The 20,237-nt window shown below is 47.8% G+C and carries 19 protein-coding genes; 1 reads left to right on the forward strand and 18 read right to left on the reverse strand.

The annotated features are described in order from the left end of the window. Nucleotides 1-30: 30 nt before the first annotated feature. The 5 genes from pyrG to BUC50_RS07730 all read right to left on the reverse strand — a co-directional run bounded on the left by pyrG (nucleotide 31) and on the right by BUC50_RS07730 (nucleotide 5,798). Nucleotides 31-1,632, reverse strand: coding sequence for a CTP synthase (gene pyrG, locus BUC50_RS07710; RefSeq protein WP_013048854.1), 1,602 nt, complete (start codon nucleotides 1,630-1,632; stop codon nucleotides 31-33). A 112-nt stretch (nucleotides 1,633-1,744) separates the two neighbouring features. Then, on the reverse strand, nucleotides 1,745-3,256 hold the full coding sequence (locus BUC50_RS07715; protein WP_013048855.1) for a peptidoglycan DD-metalloendopeptidase family protein: 1,512 nt from the start codon (nucleotides 3,254-3,256) through the stop codon (nucleotides 1,745-1,747). Between the two features lie 35 nt (nucleotides 3,257-3,291). Continuing rightward, nucleotides 3,292-4,602: a transcription termination factor Rho gene (gene rho, locus BUC50_RS07720; RefSeq protein ID WP_286677353.1), complete on the reverse strand. Its 1,311-nt coding sequence runs from the start codon at nucleotides 4,600-4,602 to the stop codon at nucleotides 3,292-3,294. A 55-nt stretch (nucleotides 4,603-4,657) separates the two neighbouring features. After that, complete coding sequence (gene fsa, locus BUC50_RS07725; RefSeq protein WP_273015472.1) at nucleotides 4,658-5,317, reverse strand: fructose-6-phosphate aldolase; 660 nt, start codon at nucleotides 5,315-5,317, stop codon at nucleotides 4,658-4,660. Nucleotides 5,318-5,342: 25 nt separating this feature from the next. Next, nucleotides 5,343-5,798: a hypothetical protein gene (locus BUC50_RS07730; protein ID WP_013048858.1), complete on the reverse strand. Its 456-nt coding sequence runs from the start codon at nucleotides 5,796-5,798 to the stop codon at nucleotides 5,343-5,345. 158 nt (nucleotides 5,799-5,956) lie between these two features. On the opposite strand from BUC50_RS07730, the gene BUC50_RS07735 reads away from it, so the two are divergent. Then, nucleotides 5,957-6,451, forward strand: coding sequence for an ECF transporter S component (locus tag BUC50_RS07735; RefSeq protein ID WP_286677307.1), 495 nt, complete (start codon nucleotides 5,957-5,959; stop codon nucleotides 6,449-6,451). On the opposite strand, the gene BUC50_RS07740 is transcribed toward BUC50_RS07735, so the two are convergent. The 13 genes from BUC50_RS07740 to BUC50_RS07800 all read right to left on the reverse strand — a co-directional run bounded on the left by BUC50_RS07740 (nucleotide 6,405) and on the right by BUC50_RS07800 (nucleotide 20,234). Further along, nucleotides 6,405-7,286, reverse strand: coding sequence for a DUF4392 domain-containing protein (locus tag BUC50_RS07740; protein ID WP_013048860.1), 882 nt, complete (start codon nucleotides 7,284-7,286; stop codon nucleotides 6,405-6,407). The two genes, BUC50_RS07735 and BUC50_RS07740, sit on opposite strands and share 47 nt — an antisense overlap. Nucleotides 7,287-7,288: 2 nt before the next feature. After that, entirely contained in the window at nucleotides 7,289-8,248 is a 960-nt protein-coding gene (gene pfkA, locus BUC50_RS07745; protein ID WP_013048861.1) for a 6-phosphofructokinase, read from the reverse strand. A gap of 65 nt (nucleotides 8,249-8,313) precedes the next feature. After that, nucleotides 8,314-9,060 carry a hypothetical protein gene (locus BUC50_RS07750; RefSeq protein ID WP_013048862.1) on the reverse strand — a complete coding sequence of 249 codons (747 nt, stop codon included), beginning with the start codon at nucleotides 9,058-9,060 and terminating at the stop codon, nucleotides 8,314-8,316. 94 nt (nucleotides 9,061-9,154) lie between these two features. Beyond that, a complete protein-coding gene (locus BUC50_RS07755; RefSeq protein ID WP_213700602.1) occupies nucleotides 9,155-9,682 on the reverse strand; it encodes a hypothetical protein in 528 nt (175 codons plus the stop codon). 234 nt (nucleotides 9,683-9,916) lie between these two features. After that, nucleotides 9,917-11,329, reverse strand: a complete 1,413-nt coding sequence (locus BUC50_RS07760; RefSeq protein ID WP_286677308.1) for an S-layer homology domain-containing protein — start codon at nucleotides 11,327-11,329, stop codon at nucleotides 9,917-9,919. A gap of 289 nt (nucleotides 11,330-11,618) precedes the next feature. Next, entirely contained in the window at nucleotides 11,619-12,833 is a 1,215-nt protein-coding gene (locus BUC50_RS07765; protein ID WP_213700600.1) for an O-antigen ligase family protein, read from the reverse strand. Between the two features lie 30 nt (nucleotides 12,834-12,863). Beyond that, nucleotides 12,864-13,865 carry a glycosyltransferase family 9 protein gene (locus BUC50_RS07770; RefSeq protein ID WP_013048866.1) on the reverse strand — a complete coding sequence of 334 codons (1,002 nt, stop codon included), beginning with the start codon at nucleotides 13,863-13,865 and terminating at the stop codon, nucleotides 12,864-12,866. 9 nt (nucleotides 13,866-13,874) lie between these two features. After that, on the reverse strand, nucleotides 13,875-14,927 hold the full coding sequence (locus tag BUC50_RS07775) for a glycosyltransferase family 4 protein (protein ID WP_013048867.1): 1,053 nt from the start codon (nucleotides 14,925-14,927) through the stop codon (nucleotides 13,875-13,877). A 21-nt stretch (nucleotides 14,928-14,948) separates the two neighbouring features. After that, a complete protein-coding gene (locus BUC50_RS07780; RefSeq protein WP_013048868.1) occupies nucleotides 14,949-15,959 on the reverse strand; it encodes a glycosyltransferase family 4 protein in 1,011 nt (336 codons plus the stop codon). After that, nucleotides 15,956-17,086 carry a mitochondrial fission ELM1 family protein gene (locus BUC50_RS07785; RefSeq protein WP_273015265.1) on the reverse strand — a complete coding sequence of 377 codons (1,131 nt, stop codon included), beginning with the start codon at nucleotides 17,084-17,086 and terminating at the stop codon, nucleotides 15,956-15,958. Before BUC50_RS07785 ends, BUC50_RS07780 begins: the two co-directional genes overlap by 4 nt. Continuing rightward, the gene (kdsB, locus tag BUC50_RS07790) at nucleotides 17,087-17,821 is read right to left on the reverse strand and encodes a 3-deoxy-manno-octulosonate cytidylyltransferase (RefSeq protein WP_286677309.1); all 735 of its coding nucleotides are present in this window, start codon (nucleotides 17,819-17,821) and stop codon (nucleotides 17,087-17,089) included. Then, nucleotides 17,818-19,029, reverse strand: coding sequence for a deoxyhypusine synthase family protein (locus BUC50_RS07795; protein WP_013048871.1), 1,212 nt, complete (start codon nucleotides 19,027-19,029; stop codon nucleotides 17,818-17,820). Before BUC50_RS07795 ends, kdsB begins: the two co-directional genes overlap by 4 nt. After that, on the reverse strand, nucleotides 19,029-20,234 hold the full coding sequence (locus BUC50_RS07800; RefSeq protein ID WP_013048872.1) for a 3-deoxy-D-manno-octulosonic acid transferase: 1,206 nt from the start codon (nucleotides 20,232-20,234) through the stop codon (nucleotides 19,029-19,031). Before BUC50_RS07800 ends, BUC50_RS07795 begins: the two co-directional genes overlap by 1 nt. Nucleotides 20,235-20,237 lie beyond the last annotated feature (3 nt).

The following is a 20,237-nucleotide window of genomic DNA, read 5'->3' on the forward strand; positions in this document are numbered from 1 at the left end:
TGGTCCCTCCTTCGCACCTTTTTAATCAAATTATTCTTTCGCCAAATCCACAGCCGCCCGAATAAACCCAACAAAAAGGGGATGGGGTTTAACCGGTCTAGACCGAAACTCCGGATGAAACTGCACCCCCACAAACCATGGGTGATCTTGTATTTCAACGATCTCTACAAGATCTTTTTCTTTATATACTCCCGCTATTTTAAGGCCTGCCTTTTCCATTTTCTGGCGGTAGGCGTTATTAAATTCGTAGCGATGGCGATGTCGTTCATTTACTACCTCTACATTATAGGCTTCATAAGAACGTGTGTTTTTAACAAGGGTACAGGGGTAGGCTCCCAGGCGCATGGTTCCCCCCATCTCATCCAGCTCGCGCTGTTCTTCCATAAGATGGATCACCTGATGCTCAGCCGACTCATCTATTTCAGCGCTGCTTGCATCTTTTATGCCGCAGACATTCCGGGCAAAGTCGACAACTGCTACCTGCATGCCAAGGCAAAGCCCCAAATAGGGAATGCGCCTTTCCCTTGCGTAACGTGCCGCTTCTATCTTGCCTTCTATGCCCCGTGCGCCGAAGCCCCCTGGGACAATCACTCCATGGACTCCTGACAGTACTTTTTCGGCTCCTTTTTCTTCAATTTCTTCAGCCTCTACCGCTCGAATTCGAACCCGCACCTTGTTTTGAATGCCAGCATGGTTGAGAGATTCCACTACGCTCAAGTAGGCATCTTTATGATTAATGTACTTGCCCACCATAGCTATTTCCACTTCGCCTTCCGGATCACAGAAGGTTTTTACAACTTGCTTCCAATCGTCAAGGTTGGGTTCAAGAGTACTGGTAAAGGAGAGCAATCTCATAACAAGGCGATCGAATTCCTGGGCCTGTAGGCTCAGGGGCACCTGGTAAATTGTAGGCTCATCAAGAGCTTCGATAACTGCCTCCTTCGGAACGTTGCAGAAGAGTGCGATTTTTTCTTTCATTTCGTCACATATAGGATAGTGTGAACGGCAAATTATAATATCGGGAAGAATACCGATTCGCCTCAGTTCCTGCACACTATGCTGGGTGGGTTTGGTCTTAAGTTCCCTGGCTGCTTCAAGATAGGGAACAAGGGTCACATGGCAATACAGAACATTTTGTCGTCCAACACGTGTCGCCATCTGGCGAATGGCCTCAAGAAAGGGCTGCCCCTCGATATCCCCCACAGTTCCCCCAATCTCGGCAATAACTATATCGTTGTCATCCGCGGCTTTAAGGATTCGATCCTGAATTTCGTTTGTTATGTGGGGAATAACCTGCACTGTCCCTCCGAGATAACAGCCGTGGCGCTCCTTTGATATGACTGTTGAATAGATCTTTCCCGTAGTTACGTTGTTATCGGCAGAAAGGGACTCGTCTATGAAACGCTCATAATGGCCGAGGTCCAGATCTGTTTCAGCCCCATCGTCAGTAACAAAAACCTCTCCGTGCTGAAAAGGATTCATTGTACCAGCGTCAACATTCAAATAGGGATCAAGTTTAATAATGGAAACTCTAAACCCTCTCTTCTTCAACAACACCCCTAAAGACGCCGCAGTAATACCTTTTCCGAGAGAAGAAACTACGCCGCCTGTCACAAAAATAAACTTTGTCATGGAATAATCCTCCGCCTAGGAAATAAAAATATCAAAAAAGATGGACCAGGGCCGCAAGAACCCCCTGGTCCAGTTTATCGAATCTACACTCCCTTGTCATGGGGCCACCAGCCTATCGAAGCACCTTTAAGGGATTTATCGGGCTGTTATTTTTTCGCACTTCAAAGTGAAGATGGGGCCCTGTAGCCCGTCCCGAAGTGCCCACGAGACCAATCACCTGTCCCTGGCTGACCCGCTGGCCTTTTTTAACGCTCAAACTCGAACAATGGGCATAAAGGGTTGAATAGCCCTGGCCATGACTTAACACCACAACACGTCCGTAACCGCCCATCCATCCGGAGTAAACGACTTGTCCATCCTTTGCTGCCCTTATGCGATATCCACGGGACGCTTTTATATCGATTCCCGTATGAAAACTTTTACGGCGGGTAATAGGATGACGCCGCCACCCGAAGGGACTGTTAATACGCCCCACCACCGGCCATCTGAAAGATCTTGAATATGTGGCGCCGGATTTTGAGGAGGATCCCTTGCCAGAAGAAGAACCAAAGGCTGAAACTTCTGGACGGGCTTCGGGAAGAAACAACTCTTCACCGATCTTCAATATCGCAAGATCCACACGAGATTCATTGATCTCTTTGACCTTATCAATCGAAATCTGAAATTTCTTTACTATGGAATCTAAGGTGTCTCCCTTTTTCACAGTATAGAAGATTCCATCCTGATTAGGAATCCTCAGCTGCTTTCCAGGTTTTAAAACGTTGGGATCCTTTAGGTCGTTGCTTCCGAAAAGGGTATCAATTTCCAGACTGAAAGTGTTGGAAATAGACCAGAGACTATCCCCATTTGCCACAGTGTATGTGGTCACCTCCAGTGGTTTCACTTTCCGCTGTTTCTCTGCCAGTCTGGCCTTTCGAGTTCTCACTTCTTCAAGAACTATCTCCACATCATCTGGTGAATGAGGAATGAGAAGCTTCTGATTGAGCGTCAAACGATTGGGATTTTTCAACTCGTTTGCTTTGGTGATATCCTCCACCGTAACATTATAGCGGGAGGCGATATCTATAAGGGTTTCTCCTGCTTTTACCGTATACTCTTCCCATTTCGTCTTGACTTCAGAAAGGACAACCTCACTGACTTCTTTTGTCCCTTCCGGCACCTTTGCTTTTTCTGCGCCCTCTGCTTTATCTGCGCTTTCAGCACTTTCTTTTTCTACTCTAACTTCTTTCTCCTCTTCAGGAGCAATGACATCGACTTCTGGATCTACATCATCTGTGGCAAAATCAGAACTTTCACTACTGGCCATAAGAACCTCACCGCCATAACCATAGTCTGAAAGGCCTTCTTCCTCGGGAAGGGGACCTATCCCTATGGTTTCATCAGTGAGATCCATATCATTGGCAACGGCACCAGACATATCTATTACAACAAAACCTGCCGGAAATTGCGCATTATCATCTTTGTTTTCCTGGTCATCCTGAAGATTTCCCCATGCCACGCCCGCTGAACGATTACTGGCACAGACAGTGATGAATATGGCCGTACTGAACATAAGGAGCATAACAATCATAAAGCCCATACGGCCAGACTTAGAGTGGTTGCTGTTGGCTGGAGAATCCTTCATCCTTGTCCCTCCTTAAACACTCCTACTACTCTATACTACGCCATCTTAATGGTCAACAAGAAATCTCGGTTTGTTGGCGATTTCTTCAGTTTGTCTATGATAAGGGATAAGGCTCCCGCTTCGTCCACATTCACCATTCTGCGCCGTAAAAGCCAGATTCTGCCAAGGTCTTCCTCACCCATAAGCAGCTCTTCCCGGCGTGTTCCAGACTTGGTAATGTCAACAGCGGGGAATATTCTCTGTTCCGCAAGTTTTCGTGAAAGATGAAGCTCCATGTTGCCTGTACCTTTAAACTCTTCATAAATGACATCGTCCATTCTGCTTCCCGTATCCACGAGAGCTGTTCCTATAACTGTGAGACTCCCGCCCTCTTCTATATTTCTGGCCGCGCCAAAAAATCGTTTGGGAAAATAGAGGGCCGCGGGATCCATACCACCTGACAGTGTTCTCCCAGAAGGAGGAACAACCAGGTTTGAAGCTCTTGCCAGACGGGTAATGGAGTCTAAAAGGAGCACTACATCCTTGCCTGTTTCCACAAGCCTTTTCGCTTTTTCAAGGGCGAGATTAGCTACGCGAAGGTGCTCTTCAGCAGGACGGTCAAAGGTGGATGCGATTATTTCTCCATCCACAGATCTGGCCATATCCGTAACTTCTTCAGGGCGTTCATCAATAAGCAGCACCATGAGTATGATATCGGGGTGGTTGACGGTCACCGCATTAGCTATCTTTTTCAAAACCGTGGTTTTCCCTGCCTTGGGGGGAGAAACCAAAAGGGCACGCTGCCCCTTTCCTATAGGAGCAAAAAGATCTATCAGTCGAGTAGAGATTTCGTCAGGGTCTGTCTCTAGCGTCAATCTGGAATCGGGGAATATGGGGGTTAAGGTTCCGAAATGGGGCCTCTTCCGTGCGGCTTCAGGATCGGCAAAATTCACCATTTCTACCCGTAAGAGGGCCTCATAATGTTCCTGATCCTTTGGAGGCCTCACCATTCCCCAGATGACATCGCCGTTGCGAAGTCCAAAACGCCGAATCTGGGAAGCAGAAACATATATGTCGTGATCGCTGGGCAACAATCCCTTTGGCCGCAAAAAACCGTAACCCTCGTTCAATATCTCAAGGGTTCCACCGCCAAAGCGATAATTCAGCTGTTCTGCCTGTGTTGTAAGTATAGAAATGATGAGATCATCTTTGCGAAGATTAGAGAAGCCGGTTACTCCTATATCTTTTGCTATCTTACGAAGTTCAGTTATGAGCTGTGAAGAGAGCTTTGCAAAATTATATCTCGGTCTCGGGACTGTCTTGGTTTCAGTCACTTCGGTCTCCGCCTCAGCTTCTGTTTCGTTCATCTCAGGTGTCTCCACCTCAGGTGTAACATCGAGAATATTATTCTCTGGATTCTGATTATCTGTCATGGCTTTTCCGATACCCCTCCCAGTCTAAAATAAATTGCTGCAAGCCTTTTTCTGTTAATGGATGATTGAACATCTGCTTCATAACTTTGAAAGGCACCGTCGCAATATGAGCGCCAGCAAGGGCGGCCTCCAGCACATGGGCTGGATGGCGAACGCTGGCTGCTATAATTTTTGTTGCAATGGAATGTATATGAAACACATCTGCGATATTTCGAAGAAGACCGCAACCCTCTTCGCCGATATCGTCAAGTCGTCCGACAAAGGGACTCACGTATGTTGCCCCGGCAGCGGCGGCAAGCAGGGCCTGCTGAGGTGAAAACACCAGGGTCACGTTAGTAGAAACCTTTTCTTTTGAAAGCGCCTTAGCAGCTCCCATACCTTGTGGCGTCATTGGAATCTTCACTACAACGTGAGGCGAGAGTGCAGCCAACTGAAGCCCTTCTCGAATCATACCTTCCGTATCTGTTGCTATAACCTCCGCGCTGACAGGACCTTCCACAATACCTGTAATTGTCCGGATCAGCTGATGAAAATCCACAGCCCCCTCTTTGGCTACAAGAGAAGGGTTTGTTGTCGCTCCTGATATAACTCCCCAGGCAGCAGCCTGTCTTAACTCATCAAGATTAGCCGTATCAAGGAAAAATTGCACCTATATCCCCTCTTCACTCTATTTATTATGGAACTTTTACCAAACTGGAAATTTCGAAATTCAGGCTGGAATACACTGTTCCCTCGTAACAGACCCGCACATCATAGGCTCCAACGGGCAGTGGCGAACCATCTTCCCGCAAAAGGCAAAACACCTTTGATCCCTTTCCTGGAGAAAGCAGAAGAACTTCTGAATAGACAAGGTGATCTCCATAATACCACTTTATTCGAATGTCACTTCTTTTACTGGCAAGACTATAGTCAAAACACAGGCAAAGCTGACGTATTCCAGACATAAACTGCGTTCCCGTATGGAGAGGACGCATCTTTTCGTCCACTTCGTCGCAGAGCACCATGTTCTCGAGTTGGAAGGAAGAATCTGCCGTTCGCCGATTGTGTTTAACAGCCCAACAGGAAAAACCGAGAAGAAGCACAATACAAGACATTACCAGAAGGAGAAAAAATCTCCCATTCCTAGACATTATACCCATCGCCCCTCGAATATGACAAGTTCGTAATATAAAAAGATTTTATTCAGATCCAGAAATGTCGTTAATTATGCCTGATCTGGTACTAATACCAGCGGTAATACACTTATACAATATAAAAACATTCTCCTCAGGACGGAGCTGATCGTGTTATGAAAAAAAGATCTCAGGCATCAAGAGTTTCTTTTGGAGCTGTAATGGCCGCCATAGTAGCTGTGGCAACCCTCATAAGTATTCCCATGCCAGGATTCAGGCTCTATTTTAACATGGGAGAAGGAGTGATCTACACTATTGCTCTCATTTTCGGCCCTCGATATGGCGCATTATGCGGGGGTCTTGGCGCTTCTATTGCAGATCTCATTTTAGGCTATCCTCTGTGGGCCCCCTTTACCCTTGTTATTAAGGGACTGGAAGGTTATGTCGCGGGAAAGCTTCGCAACAAGAATAAGACTCTTGCCATCGCAGCCGGCGCCTCCGTTATGATCACAGGGTACACCACCATGGCCGCCATTCTCTATGGCGCAAAGGCCGCCCCAGTGGAGCTGGCCACCGATCTTCTGCAGGCAGGCATAGGCGCCATCGTTGCGTTGGTGTTGTCGCCTATGATAGAGAAACGTCTGAAGCCTTCTTTTCTCTCAAACTCATAGCAGCCTGCCACCAGTCGCGTAAGGCATTTACCAACCGAAGATGTTCATTAAGGGGGAATCCGTCAACAGAGGGTTCCCTCCTTTTCGTTACGCCATCCACAGCCCCTGCCTTAAAAACCGCCGTAAGAAGATCTTCTTCCTCTTGCAATGATTGCCCGAGCCATCGGGACTCCCGTAGAGAAAGAAGGGCTGTCAAGGCATATCCTCCCCAATTTGACACATCCACCGGCAAAGCTATGTCTGCCTGGGTTACAGATAAAGAGCTTTCATACTCTGGCACAAGGCGGGCAAGCTCTGAAAAGAGAAGTCCCATCCCCGCCTCATTTCCGCCATCGCCAACGGCGAGGACTGGAATTCCTTTCTGCTGAGCAAGAAATATCCCATCATCAAGGGGCGCTGTCCATTGGGTTATATCCTCTCCCCGCATATTGTGATAGCCGCCAGAGGAAGTTTTTCCAAGGCGCTCAATATAGATGAAGACATCAAAAGAGGCATATTCCATTATTTCTTCGGCCGTGGAAACCGCAACTACCGGCGGTCCATCTATGGCCTTGCTTGCCGCCTCCACCACCAAACTGCAAAGGGGGTCGGTAAAAATCACCGCAGAGCGGCCAGACCAAACAAGAGCCCGCCCCAGCACAGCAGCGCCAGAAGGGCCATCGGTTTCTGCCGCCCGGGCTGAAGGAATATAGAACCCCGTTACAATAGCCACAGAAGAAGAGCCCGCCAGCAGGTTCAGTGCTTTCGACAGATAAAGAGGCTTACATAATCTGGACGCAGACCTTCCACCCTTGTCAGCACCCACCAGGGAACAAAGATCAGCGAGGTTTTTCATTTTTATATGCTCAGCTTCTCAACGAGTTCCAATTTTTCGGGACTCAATATTTTGTTAACCTGCCATGAATCGGAGAGAGAACAGAGACTCATCTGATGGGCAACAGTCCCCACCATCATCCCCTTTTTGCCATCAAGAAGGGATTCAACAGCAAAGGCTCCCATACGAGAGGCGAGAATGGCGTCAAAGGACGTTGGGCTGCCCCCTCGCTGAATATATCCCAAAACCGTAACCCTTGCATCGTATCCTGCCGTATCCTTAAGCTCACTGCGAAGGGTCGCCGCAGACATGGCCCCTTCCGCTACTATAATAAGGGAGTGGGTCTTGCCCCGGGCCCTCGTATCGTGAAGCTTGTCGCAGAGGCGCCCCAGGCTGAAAGGCAGTTCGGGCACCACAAGATACTCAGCTCCGCTGGCAACAGCCACTTCAAGGGCAATAAAGCCCGCTTCCCGTCCCATTACTTCAACAATAAAAAGCCGATCATGGCTGCTGGCCGTATCACGAAGCTTTTTAACGGCTTCAAGAGCTGTATTAACGGCCGTATCAAAGCCTATGGTCTCATCTGTGCCCGCCACGTCATTATCGATGGTACCGGGCACTCCTATGACAGAAACCCCTTTTTCGTAAAGTTTCTGCCCCCCTCTGAACGATCCGTCTCCACCAATAATGACAAGTCCGTCAATTGCCGCATTCTTTAACTGGAACAGGGCCCGATCCAATCCAGCCTCTGTTTTAAACCGTTCGCTTCGGGCTGTCTTAAGAATCGTACCGCCCCTATGGATGATTCCCCCCACAGAAGCCCTGTTCAAAGGCACGAAATCGCCATCGATCAGCCCTTCAAACCCCCGCATAACGCCTACCGCCTCGAGATGGTGATAAATGGCCGTTCGTACCACTGCCCGGATAGCTGCGTTCATACCTGGGGCGTCTCCTCCGCTCGTGAGCACTGCAACCCTTTTCACGTCGTCATTTCCTCCTCTACAAATAAAAAAGGGACGGCTATGCCGTCCCCTATTGTCACAAAATATTACTGATGCTGCAACTCTTCCACACGTTTCTGTACCTGCCGCAACTCTTCTTCCACTTCTGCCAGCTGTCCTTCAAGGTCTTTCTTCTGGCCATTGAGCACATCAAGACGCTTTATAAGGCGGTCAAGCTCAAGGCGGGCCGCGGCCTTGCCAGCATAGAGCCTCTCGGGGTTATCATCCACCACATCCCATATATATTCAATGGTTTTGCTCATGGTCACAGAACTAATCCCGCCGTTTACTACGAGGCGAATGGATTTTACCCCCTCAAGAATGGGCTTGCCCTTCTCGTCAAACCGGGGGAAATAGATAAAGCCGTCACGCTTGCCCTGCAACTTAAAGTTAAAACGCTTATCGTAGTCCACGGGTTTCAGTTTGTTCTTGCCCACCCACAGCGTAAGCTGGTCGCCAAAAGGCGCCATGTGCATGGACGGCCCCCTATTGTCAAACTCAATAAAAATAGGAATGTACTCTTCTAAAGTTAGTGTCTTCAGAAGTTCATATTTATACTGCTCTGCCTCATCAGACGTCCACAGATTCTTATTAGCTTCACTCTGCACCAGGGCCTCTATATATTCTGCGGCATAATAGGTTGCGGTAATCCATACCTCGCTTCCCATATCATCCTTATAATGGTTTGTCTTCGACCATCGCCGCAATATCTTCTCATCGGCAAAGCCTGGTGCCATAATACTCAATATAAGCACGGCAGCACATATACACACAAGGCATTTTTTTAGCTTCACAGAAAGTCCCTCCTCAGGTTCTACACAAGCTGAATGTCATTATACACTGGAAAAGCCCATGAAAAAAGGACCTCCCCACATTACGGAAGGACCCTTAAAAAGTTACTACGGTACGAAGTCTGATAACCCTGTCATCCTTGCCAGGCGTTGTCCCGCTGTTTTCGATCTTGTCATAGGCAAGCTCGAAAGAAAGGCCCGGCGTGTAGTAGTATTTAACGCCAAAGGTCCAGTTCTTCATGTTTTCTGCATCAACATAGCGGGCTTTGCCCGCAAAATAGCGGTGGAAGGTCGTCCACTGATTATTCCATTTCCGGGTCAAAAGGACAGAAAATACATTGTCCCACTCTCCCCTATAATAAAGATCAGGAGCACCAGCAAAGTAAAGGGCTGCATTATATGCCGCCGCGCCATAATCATCCCATGGCCCGGATGTCAAAACATAAAAGTACTCATCAAAATTCACGTACTCACGCCAAAGGAAAGTGAACCCAAGGGCATTGTCACCTTCCCAGTCATAGCCCCGGTGGATCATTGGTACATCTATAGAAAGACTCGCAGCAAACGTCGGTGCGACGAAAGCGGCCAATGCGACAACTGCTGCGAGTGCAAAAATCTTTTTCATAGTTGCGCACCCCCCGGTTGTCTTTATACTTGCGGCTAAAAGCTGTCGGCTCTTCTTTTTTACCGCGTACGCTCAACTCAATTACACTCTAAATTATTTAATTTCTTTAATAAAACAAAAACCCTACTTTAATAAGGTACTAAATTATCACTTTTTTTGCAAGTAGAAAATATAAAAAAAGGGTCTCCCGTACGGGAGACCCTTTTGATTAACAAGCAACGTTCTTCAGTTCAATTAGAATGTTACGCGGGTACGAAGTCTGATGACGTTGTCGTCGTTGCCAGCCTCAGTCCCGCTGTTTTCGATCTTGTCATAGGCAAGCTCGAAAGAAAGGGCCGGCGTGTAGTAGTATTTCACACCAATAGTCCAGTTCTTTGTGTCTTCGCTGCCAACATAACGGGCGTCGCCAGCGAAATAGCGCTGGAAGGTTGACCACTGGTCGTTCCATTTCTGGTTCAAACGGACGAAAAGTACATTGTCCCACACGCCCATATAATAAAGATCAGGAGCACCAGCAAAGTAACGGGCTACATTATATGCCGCCGCGCCATAATCATCCCATGGCCCGGATGTGAGAGTAAAGAATCCTTCATCGAAATCGACATATTCGAGCCAAAGGGACGTGAAACCAAGAGCTTCCTGTTTCACGTCGAGAATGGCTTTCCATGCTGCGGGTTTTTCGCCGATCAAATCATCGAGGTCTTCTTTGAAATAGGCGCCCTTCAGTGCCCAATCATCGTTAAAGTTGAAACCAAAGGCTGCCCACCAGACGGAAACATCTACATTAAACTCATGAAGATCGCCCATAAGGTAGTTCCCAGACAGCCAGAAGTTCTCGTTGAAGTTGAACTTCACACGGGCAGCGTACTCATAATTTTCTACTCCCGCGAGATTATTTTCGTCATGAGTAACATACATGGCAAACTCGCCCATGCTGAAGGGTTTGCTGAAATAGAAGCCAACAAGGGCGCGGTCGGTGAACCATGCATCGTTATCGGCGTAGAGGCCGTCGTCGTCTTCCCAGTCATAGGCCCAGTTACCCGCCATCATGTTGACGTCCCAGGGAAGGGCCACGTCGATCCAGTAGCGCTGCCAGGCAACGTTTCCAGCTGCGTTTCCAAGACGAGCAGTGAACTTAACTTTATCGTCAACCTTCTTGCTCATCCAGATGCGGTAACGGTTCAGGTTGAAGTCTACATCGCTGCCTGTGTAAAGGCCGTCTGCCTGATCAGCAAACTTCGCGTCGAAGCGGAATTCGCCCCAGAATTTCCAGCCGCCAAGGTTCTCTTCGAGAACGGCTACTCTGCCGTCGAGTTTGTCGACCTTCACGCCAAGTGCGTCAAGCTCGTCTTTGAACTCAACAACAAGTTTCTTCAGCATCTCAACATCCTGCTTGCTGGCCTTCTCCATGTCAACTACGGCCAATGAGCGGGCTACAAGAGAAGCCATTTCATAACGGGTCATGGGCTGGTTTCCTTTGTAGGAACCATCGGGATAACCGGAAACGACACCGCGAGAAGCAAGCTGGCCTACTGCGTCATAGGCCCAATGGTTCATAGGTACATCCATGAAAGGATTGGCAGCGAACGCCGGTGCGGCGAAAGCAACCAATGCTACTACTGCTACGAGTGCAAGAATCTTTTTCATATTTGTGCAACCCCCTTGGTTGTCTTTATATTTGCGGGATCACACATTCTTATCGGAAGACTAGTGAGAAGTTTCCTCGTTTCCTTCTTTGGTGTCCTCACTCAAGAACTGTGTTTTCTCCGCCCTCAACATCCGCTCCCTCTTTTTGGCTGGGGGTTGTCGGCACCTCCTTTCTTGCCTTCAGAGATTATTACGGATGAATGAAGCTAATGAACCAAGTCAAATTGTCAAAGGACTCAGTAATTTCGCTGACTATGCTACCGTGAAATCCCTACGATTGGAATAGGCCCTAAGACTCAATTCCATAGTTCTCCCGTTGTAGACTGAATCCGAGAACAGTCCAGAATAACACGGCCGCCTTATATCGGAAGGAGAAGACATCCCCTCCAATACTGTATAAAAGTATTAACAATATTGTAACCCAACAGACAAGAAAAAGCCACCGCCACTTGTCAGCGCCGGTTTTAAAACGCTGAAACCCTTTTTTCAAAGCAACCCCAAATAGATAGAGCATTCCTATAAGGGTTGGAATCCCTCCGTAAATTAACAAGTTTAAATACATATTATGTGCATCAGGGGCTTCCTTTATGTGATTTTCCGGAACGTAGCGTTTTTTCACTTCTTGAAATTCTTCTCGGAATCTGCCCCATCCCCACCCAGTAATCGGTTTTTCCTTCACCATATAATAGGCAACTTGCCATATATCAGACCTGTTTGTGGTTAAATGTGAAATATCATGAAAACTCGTAATTTGTTGAACCTCTTTCGAGAAACGATGAAAAACTTTCTTAAAGGTAGAGTCCGCGGTGACGTGCCCTACTAACGCGACACATATAAAGATAAGAATAAAAAGTGCCGTTATCTTTCTAACCCTTTTACTGTAGTAAAGGAGGAAAAACAAGCTAAAGACACAGGCCATCCAGGCTGCTGTCGTAAAACTTATTATAAGGGCTATAAAAACCAGGATGCTTACAGCAATATAACCAAAGGATTTAATATGGGATTTTTCTACCATGTTGGCGCTGCCTGGATATAAGAGGGCAAAGGGGAAAATAAGGCATACGTAAAGCCCAAGGGAATTGATGTTGGAAAAAACACCTTCACCCAGGGGGTTCTGGGCTATTTTGAAGAAGGAAAAGGCCATGGTAACAATAACGGTCATGTACCAGACATGAACCCATCTATTTACATTTTTCTCTTTTCGCAACACGTAGGCAGCCAACCAGCACGCAAAAACAAACTCCACGAGCATCGAGTAACCGCGGCCCCATAAAGCAAAGTCGTTTTTTGCGAACCAGGTGACAACTCCTCCCCATATGAGAAGGGCTATAAACACAAAGGAAACCGATCTATCAAATACAGCCGGCAGCGATTCTCTTTTAATAGCCTTCAGCGCCAGCCCTATAAACACCAAAAGCCATCCCAGATATCTTGGGACAGGCCCCCAGGGGGACCAGAAAAGAGACCATAAAAAGCCAAATTCAATAATGCGATCTGCAACCATTGCAATGCTCCTTTGAAAGTGTTGTGAAAACTATTTTAAAAGATTGTCACATGCCTGCAAAGCATCTTCCACACTTATATGCCCGAGACATTTAAGACGATTGCCTAAAAGACATTTTTTCCCTTCGTCACATGGCGCACAAGGAAGCTGTGGAAGAAGAACAATATGGCGGTTTCCCCATGGTCCAAATCTATCGGGGAGAGAAGGCCCATATATTGCCACAGTAGGAGTCCCCATAGCGCTTGCCAGGTGGAGGGGGCCTGAATCATTGGTTACAAAAAGGTCGGCCTTTTGCAATATAGCAGCTATTCGAGGCATGGGAACACGCCCAAACAAATTAAGAGTATAGTCTGACGGCAACGACTTGACAATACGAGAAGCAATGGTTTGCTCCTCTTCTGTATATCCCATAATTCCAATGAGGCATTGACGCTTCTCTATAAGCCTTTGAGAAAGCTCTATAACATTTTCAACTGGCCAGCGCTTATGTTCCCGACCGCCAGGATTTGCAATTACGAGCTTTTTTTGAGGAAAAGATAAGAGCGTTTCTTCTGCATACTGTCGTTCTTCTTCTGGAACATAATAGCTCATTGAACGGGAAACGATAGGGACTCCCAGAGCATATATCTTCTGTATAACCCGCTCCGCCTCATGAATCGTTTTCGGCAAAAAGGGCCTTTTCAAGAGAAGAAGAGGAGCGTAACGGGCCCCGATAAAAAGAGGCATAAGGGTTTCACGAAGGTCTACCACAAGGTCAAAATGTCCCTTTCTCATAATACGAAGTGCCCGAAGCCGCCCTTTGAAACCGTAGAACTCAGATGTTGGAGACCAGCGGTCATAGGGAACCAGATCACTCCACATGGGATCATGTTTGAAAACATTGACAACGGTAGGCCCAGCCCAAAGGGTAAAACGCGCCTTTGGCAAATAATGCTTTAGGTTATTAATTCCCGGCATTGAGAGCAACATGTCTCCAATGCATGAAAGACCTATAACCAACACGCGGGAGATGTGAGCAGGGTCTATACGCATATTTTTCTCCTATTTCACTAAGAACTTGTAATAGCCGGCGTACAGGGAAGAAATTCTTTCTACATCGAAGGAAGAAACCTTCTGTTTAGCTTTTTCGAGGATAAGGTTTTTAGTGGCCGTATCTGCATCCAAAACCTGAGCCAGAGTGATTTTCATGGAGGCGGCGCTGTCTTGCGGAACCAGCCAGCCCTCTGCGGAGTGGGTTATCATGTCGAGCGGACCTCCCATATGAGTGGCAACACAAAGCAACCCTGATGCCATGGCTTCCAAAAGGGATAGGCCAAAGGGCTCTGGCAAACGAGACGGCAACACATATACATCTGCGGCCCAGAAATAGGGGCGAATATCATCGACAAAGCCCAAAAAGATTATTCGCGGATTTGAACCAGCGAGGTTCTTCAGCTTTTCTTCTTCTTCACCAGTACCTGCCAACAACAACCATGTATCTTCACGATCAAGTTTTTTAAAGGCTTCGATCAGAACATCAAAACCCTTCCAATCAACAAATCGCCCCGCCCCGATAATGATCTTGTCTTCTGGGACTATAGCATACTTGCCCCTGACTGTTTGGGGGTTAAAGCCAGGAGGTCTGTGATAATAATGAGCATCTATGGCATTAGGAATGACATCAATCTTTTGCGAATCCATGCCGCTCTCTATGGCTTGCTCTTTGATATAAGAAGAAATAGCAATGGTTCTATCTACAAAGCGAAAATACTTGCTTTTCGGTCTTGAATCTATGGTGCCCACCACAGGGATTCCAAGTTTTTTCCCCCAATATCCGCCTATGACAGCGGCGGAAAAAAGACGGGTATGGATAAGGTCGGGAGAAAGCCGCTTCAAAAGCTGCCCAAACCCCTGGCACACCCATGGAGCCCAGGAAACAACGGGCTTGTAGGGAAAAACGGGGATTCCTCTTTCCTGAAACTGAGCTGACAGTGTTCCCTGCCCGGGACAAAGCACTACGTTATCAATGCCCTTTGATTGCATGCCTAGTATAAGTTGAATCCAGGGGATAGCCCACGATAAGTTCCCTTCGTTGACGTAGTGCAATACCCTCATACAAATCACTCCCGCGCAGACTTAAAAAATAATCTTACGATAAAAGCTTGCTACACGCTCAGCCATTTCTTTTTCACCTGATATTTTTTCTTGAAAAAAATGTTGCCTTGTCTCTCGCGATTTAAGTATCTCAAGGAGGCCGTTTTTCCATAGTTCCACCTTACCAGGGGGAATCAGCTCTTCAGGATTTTTACATAGTTCCCTCACGGGAGGGAGGTCTGAAGCAAGAACAGGCACTCCCATTTGAATGCCCCTCATTAACGTTAGCCCCATACCTTCAGACAGTGACGGAAAAAGCAGGCACGAACATTGCGCCATCCATTTATCCGGGTTGTTTTGAAAACCATAAAAAGACACACGCTCTGAAAGATGGTTTTCGTGACAAAAAGTCTCAAGCTCTTCTCTCTGAGGGCCGTCTCCCACGACGTTCAGGCGCCAATCGTGGAATGAGCAATCTTTTAAGGCCTCCATTATTATATGAAGTCCCTTTATCTTTGTCAGACGGCCGATAAACAAAAATAAGAACGGGGTCGATTGAAGACTCCCCTTCCATTGGTTTTGAAGGGGCGGCATCCCGTTAAAAATAACGACTCTTTTTTGAGGCAAGTAATGATCCAGATAGTCTTGAACCCAGTTGCTGATCGAAATAGCTCCCAAAGCTTTTTTAAAAGGGGCGATACCCATATTTTTTGAATAAGTGGAATGGGCGGTAATAATGAATGGAATTCCGGAAAGGCGGCTGGCCCACCACGCGATCCACGCGGGAACTCTGGAATGGGCGTGAATGAGCTCCCAGCCTTCCCTCTTGATCCGCATTGCTATTTTAATCGCTGCGTATATGACTGTTAGAGGATTTTTCTGATACACGGGAAGTGCCCAGTGTTCCACATTTTCAAGTTTCTCCTGAAGTTTTCCACCGCCGGAAACAACTAGAACGGTGTGCCCCATTTTTGACAATTCGTTTGAAAGGCCAAGAACATGGCGCTCCACTCCCCCCTCTATAAATTCTGGAAGGAGCTGAATGATTTTCATTCTTTCCACCTCTCTATAATCCATAAAGCCGCCCGTCTGGCTTCATTAAAATCTTTAATCCCCTTAAGGCCTTCGCCGCTTTCCAGAAACTGTGGGGAATACTCAACAAGACATCCCTTTTTTTTAAAGGCATCGAAAAGAGTGTTAAAGCGAGGAATTCCCCATAAATAAAAGGGGCTCGCCACCTGTTGAAGAATTCCCTTAATGCCCTTGCGATGCTCAACCCCCATCAATATAACACGATGTCCCGCCGTAATAGCTTCAGATACCATGGAAACGGAGTCCTCTGTGCAAAACACCCTGTTGCACAACCCCATCATCCCAGGCACGGGGTTAAGGGGGTTTTGGGACGCGAGAAGCAGCATTTTAACGTGAGGCTGGTTCGCCGCCATATGAACAAGGGCGTCTTCAGCGTCTTGGGCAGTGCGCCGGGAAGTGGTTATGTACAGATCCGCCCCCTTGGCCGCTGAAGCGCTGACAATAGGTTTCACATTTTCTTCAACCCATCGTCCGCTAATACGATAGTTCCCATCGTCTCCGCCAATGAGCAGGGCCCATCGATCCTGTGATTCTTGTGGATACAGCGTGGCTAGCTCTTCTGCGGCCTGCTTTAGCTTTTCAGGGAAAATAGAGTTCGGCGCCCCAAGGGTTGGCAGTACGTTTTGTATGTCTTTCGGCCTGTCATGTAAAGGCACAATGGCAAAATCGAAGGGGTTTGAGCCAATAAATGATGGCGTCATGAGGGCGCAGCTCTTCGCCGCCAAATAAGAGGAAAGAGCGAGGTTAAAGGCAGCCGTGCCGCTTCCAGCAGAGATAAAAAGCACTTCATGGGGTTCTGCCCTATGTCGAGTTAAAAGAGTCTGACACTGCTCCATCAATTGCGTGGCGCCAGTCTTTGCCAGCCAATCTTCAAGGCTCTTTTTGTCCATGGACGGAAGATGCCGCCCCTTGAGTTTAAGAAGGCAAAGTTTTCGAAATCCAGATACTTTGGGAACCTCTAATTCTTCTACAATCGTCCCCGTTTCCTGGGCCAGCCAGCCCGCAATGCCCCTACTCTGAAAGAGATGGCCCCGTATTCCGTCGCTTAAGATGACGACCAGCCCTGGCCCGCCCTTCATATTTTTCATCTATTCCTTTGAGCAGCCAATGATACGGCGAACGGCATCGAGGTCTTCGGGGGTATCCACACTGGGACCACGATGGGTCACAGCCGTTTCCACCACTTTCATAGAGTAGCCATGCTCAAGGATCTTGAGCTGTTCTAAAGATTCCGCCGTAGAAAGAGGCGTAGCCTCAAGCTCCACATATTTCATAAGAAAATCTTTGCGATAGCCGTATATCCCTATGTGCTCGTACACTGGAAGGGCTGTTTCAACCCTCATATAGGGGATGGGAGAACGGCTGAAATAGAGTGCGAAGTCCCGACGGTCTTTCACCACTTTAACCACATTGGGGTTTGAAAGACTCGCCTTATCGAGAATGGGGACGCAAAGGGTCGCGGAGACAACGTCCTCATTCTCTGTGAGAGCATGGATCACCTCATCGATCATGCGTGGGTCGAGGAGGGGTTCATCGCCCTGAATGTTGATGACGTAATCCACATTCATCTTTTCTGCCACCTCAGCCGCCCGGCTTGTTCCGTTGGGATGTTTTTCTGAAGTTAGAACGGCATTGCCATTGAAGGCCTGTACGGCTTTGATGATCCGTTCGTCATCAGTGGCTACTATCAAGGCTCCAAGAGAAGAACTGGACGCCTTCTCATAAACATGCTGTATAAGAGGTTTGCCGCAAATATCGGCAAGGGGTTTTCCCGGAAGACGGGTTGATCCGTACCGAGTAGGTATTACGCCTAGTATATTCATAGCTTTATACGATGCTCCTTCGCTTTTTGTAGTAATTTATCACGGTCAAGGAAGGAAATCTCCCTGACTATCCACTCTCTCATGGCTTTGCCATCCTCAGTTTCCTGGGAGTAGCTCATAAAGTCAAGTTTAACATTCAGTTCCTGAGCCACACGCCAGGCCATGACAGGCCACACCTGACCAATATCGCCAATGATGGGGATGCTTCCCTCGTGCCTGGCAAAGGCCGACATTTCCATACGGAAAGGGATTTTAGAGATCTTTGTTTTGGGCAATCCCTTGTTAATGGCCTCTTGTATCATGGCGCTTTGTTTCTGCAGATCCTGGGCTTTGCGAAGGTTTTCATCAAGATCGATGCGAATGAGTTTCTTGTCCCTAAGGCTGTAGGTATGAAGGCCTTTCCACCACGACCAGATGCCATGGCCAGTGTAGCATTCGAAAGGCCCATCGTGGATTTCCTGGGTAAGGGCCACTGCCGATTCGATGATCACATCGGCCTCATCAAGCATTCTGGCCACTCTCTGTGACCGTTCAAAAACAGAAATACTGTCGCCAATAGCCATGCCCACATGGCCGCTTCCTATCATCTGAGGAATGCTGACGAGAACAGGCAACCCCTTTTCAGCGCCAATTCCGATCATGGTGCGCCGGTCGGCTCCCCATCCGGCAACAACTTCGAAGGGAAGGCCATAGACCTTGCATATGCTCAATATTTCCGCAGCCAGCATTTCGTTGCGCAACCCCATAGGATAAGCCATGTTGCCTGCCGCTTTCAAAACAATGCGGCCATCTATTTCTTCGCCCCGTTTAAGCAGTTCTTCGTCAAGAACCATTTCGCGCCGTAGGGTGTTCATTTCCTGGGGAGTAAGCTGGGTAAATTCGAATACGTTTCCCCGAGGCATATACTTTTCATCAAATCCGAACTCCGTCCCGCTGCTCATTTTTACCTTATCGAGAGCACCTGCCATTTCGTGCCCCACAACGGCCGAGCTGGTGGTTACTCCGTCAATGATCCCTTTATCCATAAGCTCTGCTATGAGGGTGGTGACACCTTCGTGAATGTTAGGGCCGCTGCCTGTGGCTACCATTATTTTGCCGCCCTTTTTCTTCACTGCCGTCATTATTTTTACAGCTTCGTCCAGACTGGCTTTTGATCTTTCGTCTAATTCCTGATAAAAGGAATTTAAAAGCTTTTCATTTATTTTCATCAACCCATCACCTCACGTATTTCTTTCCAGGATAAGGATGCCGCTCCCCCCACTCCTTCAAAATACTGTGCCGCTCCCTGTTTTACTCTTTCCCTCATAGAGGGAGAGAGGCTTTTCTGCCACCATTCAGCCATTTCTTCCGCATTTCGCACAGTTACTGCCCCATGGTGTGCTGCCAGACCTGCTGCCGCTTCGGGAAAATCTTCCATATTCGGACCATGACAGACCGGTATGCCGAAGACTGCGGCCTCCATAAGGTTCTGCCCCCCTTTAGGAACCAGGCTTCCTCCCACGAAGGCACTGTCAGCAACACCGTAGAGGTCGAAGAGAACCCCTATTTTATCGACTATAAGGATGTCCCATCCATTTTTTACAGCAGAGAGGCGCTCCGCCTTGGCAATTTTCTGAGCTGAAGCAGTGACGGCCTCGGCCCGTTCGGGATGGCGTGGAACTATGATGAGCCGGGCCTCTGGTATTTGCTTTTTGACCTGTGAATAGGCCTCAAGGACAATTTCATCTTCTCCTGTATGGGTGCTGCCGGCTAAAAAAACCGGTTTTCGGCGGCCAATAAGTTTATTAGCCCAGCTGAAGTCCGCACTTTTTTGCCTCAATCTGAGAGCGTCAACTTTGCAGTCTCCCGTCACTGCGATTTTCTCTGGCTCCAGCCCTAAAGAAAGCAGATATTCCTCATCTTTATCTGAGCGAACCATAAGGCGGGTAAAGCATGAAAAAATATTCCGCCAGAAATCCGGGTGGTTTTTCCCCTTTAACGATGTCGTTTCTGAAAACCGGCCATTCACAAGAAATGCCGGAATTTGCCGTTTTACCAGCTCTTTGAGCAAATTGGGCCAAATCTCAGTTTCTATAACCACATAGGCTTTGGGCTGTATGGCGTCAAGAGCGCGAGCCACGATCCACGGAGTATCCCAGGGGTAATAGATATGGGCGTCAAATAGTTCTGATACCAGCTGATGGGCCATATCTTTTCCTGTAACGGTTGTCGTAGACAACACTACAGGAAGATCCGGAACATCTTCGTGGGCCGCAAGAAGAAGGGGCCAGGCCGATTGAACCTCTCCTACTGAAACGGAATGAACCCAAAGTGGGTTTTTTCTACGAAACAATTGTTTTTTTTCTTCTGTATAAAGAGCTTTCCGCTCATTCAGCCCCGTTTTGTATTTATGCGCCAGCCATGGGTACGCCATGAG

Source organism: Aminobacterium sp. EBM-42 (assembly GCF_001896635.1).
Lineage (GTDB): Bacteria > Synergistota > Synergistia > Synergistales > Aminobacteriaceae > Aminobacterium > Aminobacterium colombiense.

What these genes read in the sequence shown, in the direction of transcription:
- pyrG (WP_013048854.1), bottom strand. Translation starts at nt 1,632, where the DNA reads ATGACAAAGTTTATTTTTGTGACAGGCGGCGTAGTTTCTTCTCTCGGA.
- BUC50_RS07715 (WP_013048855.1), bottom strand. Translation starts at nt 3,256, where the DNA reads ATGAAGGATTCTCCAGCCAACAGCAACCACTCTAAGTCTGGCCGTATG.
- rho (WP_286677353.1), bottom strand. Translation starts at nt 4,602, where the DNA reads ATGAACGAAACAGAAGCTGAGGCGGAGACCGAAGTGACTGAAACCAAG.
- BUC50_RS07730 (WP_013048858.1), bottom strand. Translation starts at nt 5,798, where the DNA reads ATGTCTAGGAATGGGAGATTTTTTCTCCTTCTGGTAATGTCTTGTATT.
- BUC50_RS07735 (WP_286677307.1), top strand. Translation starts at nt 5,957, where the DNA reads ATGAAAAAAAGATCTCAGGCATCAAGAGTTTCTTTTGGAGCTGTAATG.
- BUC50_RS07740 (WP_013048860.1), bottom strand. Translation starts at nt 7,286, where the DNA reads ATGAAAAACCTCGCTGATCTTTGTTCCCTGGTGGGTGCTGACAAGGGT.
- BUC50_RS07755 (WP_213700602.1), bottom strand. Translation starts at nt 9,682, where the DNA reads ATGAAAAAGATTTTTGCACTCGCAGCAGTTGTCGCATTGGCCGCTTTC.
- BUC50_RS07760 (WP_286677308.1), bottom strand. Translation starts at nt 11,329, where the DNA reads ATGAAAAAGATTCTTGCACTCGTAGCAGTAGTAGCATTGGTTGCTTTC.
- BUC50_RS07765 (WP_213700600.1), bottom strand. Translation starts at nt 12,833, where the DNA reads ATGGTTGCAGATCGCATTATTGAATTTGGCTTTTTATGGTCTCTTTTC.
- BUC50_RS07770 (WP_013048866.1), bottom strand. Translation starts at nt 13,865, where the DNA reads ATGCGTATAGACCCTGCTCACATCTCCCGCGTGTTGGTTATAGGTCTT.
- BUC50_RS07775 (WP_013048867.1), bottom strand. Translation starts at nt 14,927, where the DNA reads ATGAGGGTATTGCACTACGTCAACGAAGGGAACTTATCGTGGGCTATC.
- BUC50_RS07780 (WP_013048868.1), bottom strand. Translation starts at nt 15,959, where the DNA reads ATGAAAATCATTCAGCTCCTTCCAGAATTTATAGAGGGGGGAGTGGAG.
- BUC50_RS07785 (WP_273015265.1), bottom strand. Translation starts at nt 17,086, where the DNA reads ATGAAAAATATGAAGGGCGGGCCAGGGCTGGTCGTCATCTTAAGCGAC.
- kdsB (WP_286677309.1), bottom strand. Translation starts at nt 17,821, where the DNA reads ATGAATATACTAGGCGTAATACCTACTCGGTACGGATCAACCCGTCTT.
- BUC50_RS07795 (WP_013048871.1), bottom strand. Translation starts at nt 19,029, where the DNA reads ATGAAAATAAATGAAAAGCTTTTAAATTCCTTTTATCAGGAATTAGAC.
- BUC50_RS07800 (WP_013048872.1), bottom strand. Translation starts at nt 20,234, where the DNA reads ATGGCGTACCCATGGCTGGCGCATAAATACAAAACGGGGCTGAATGAG.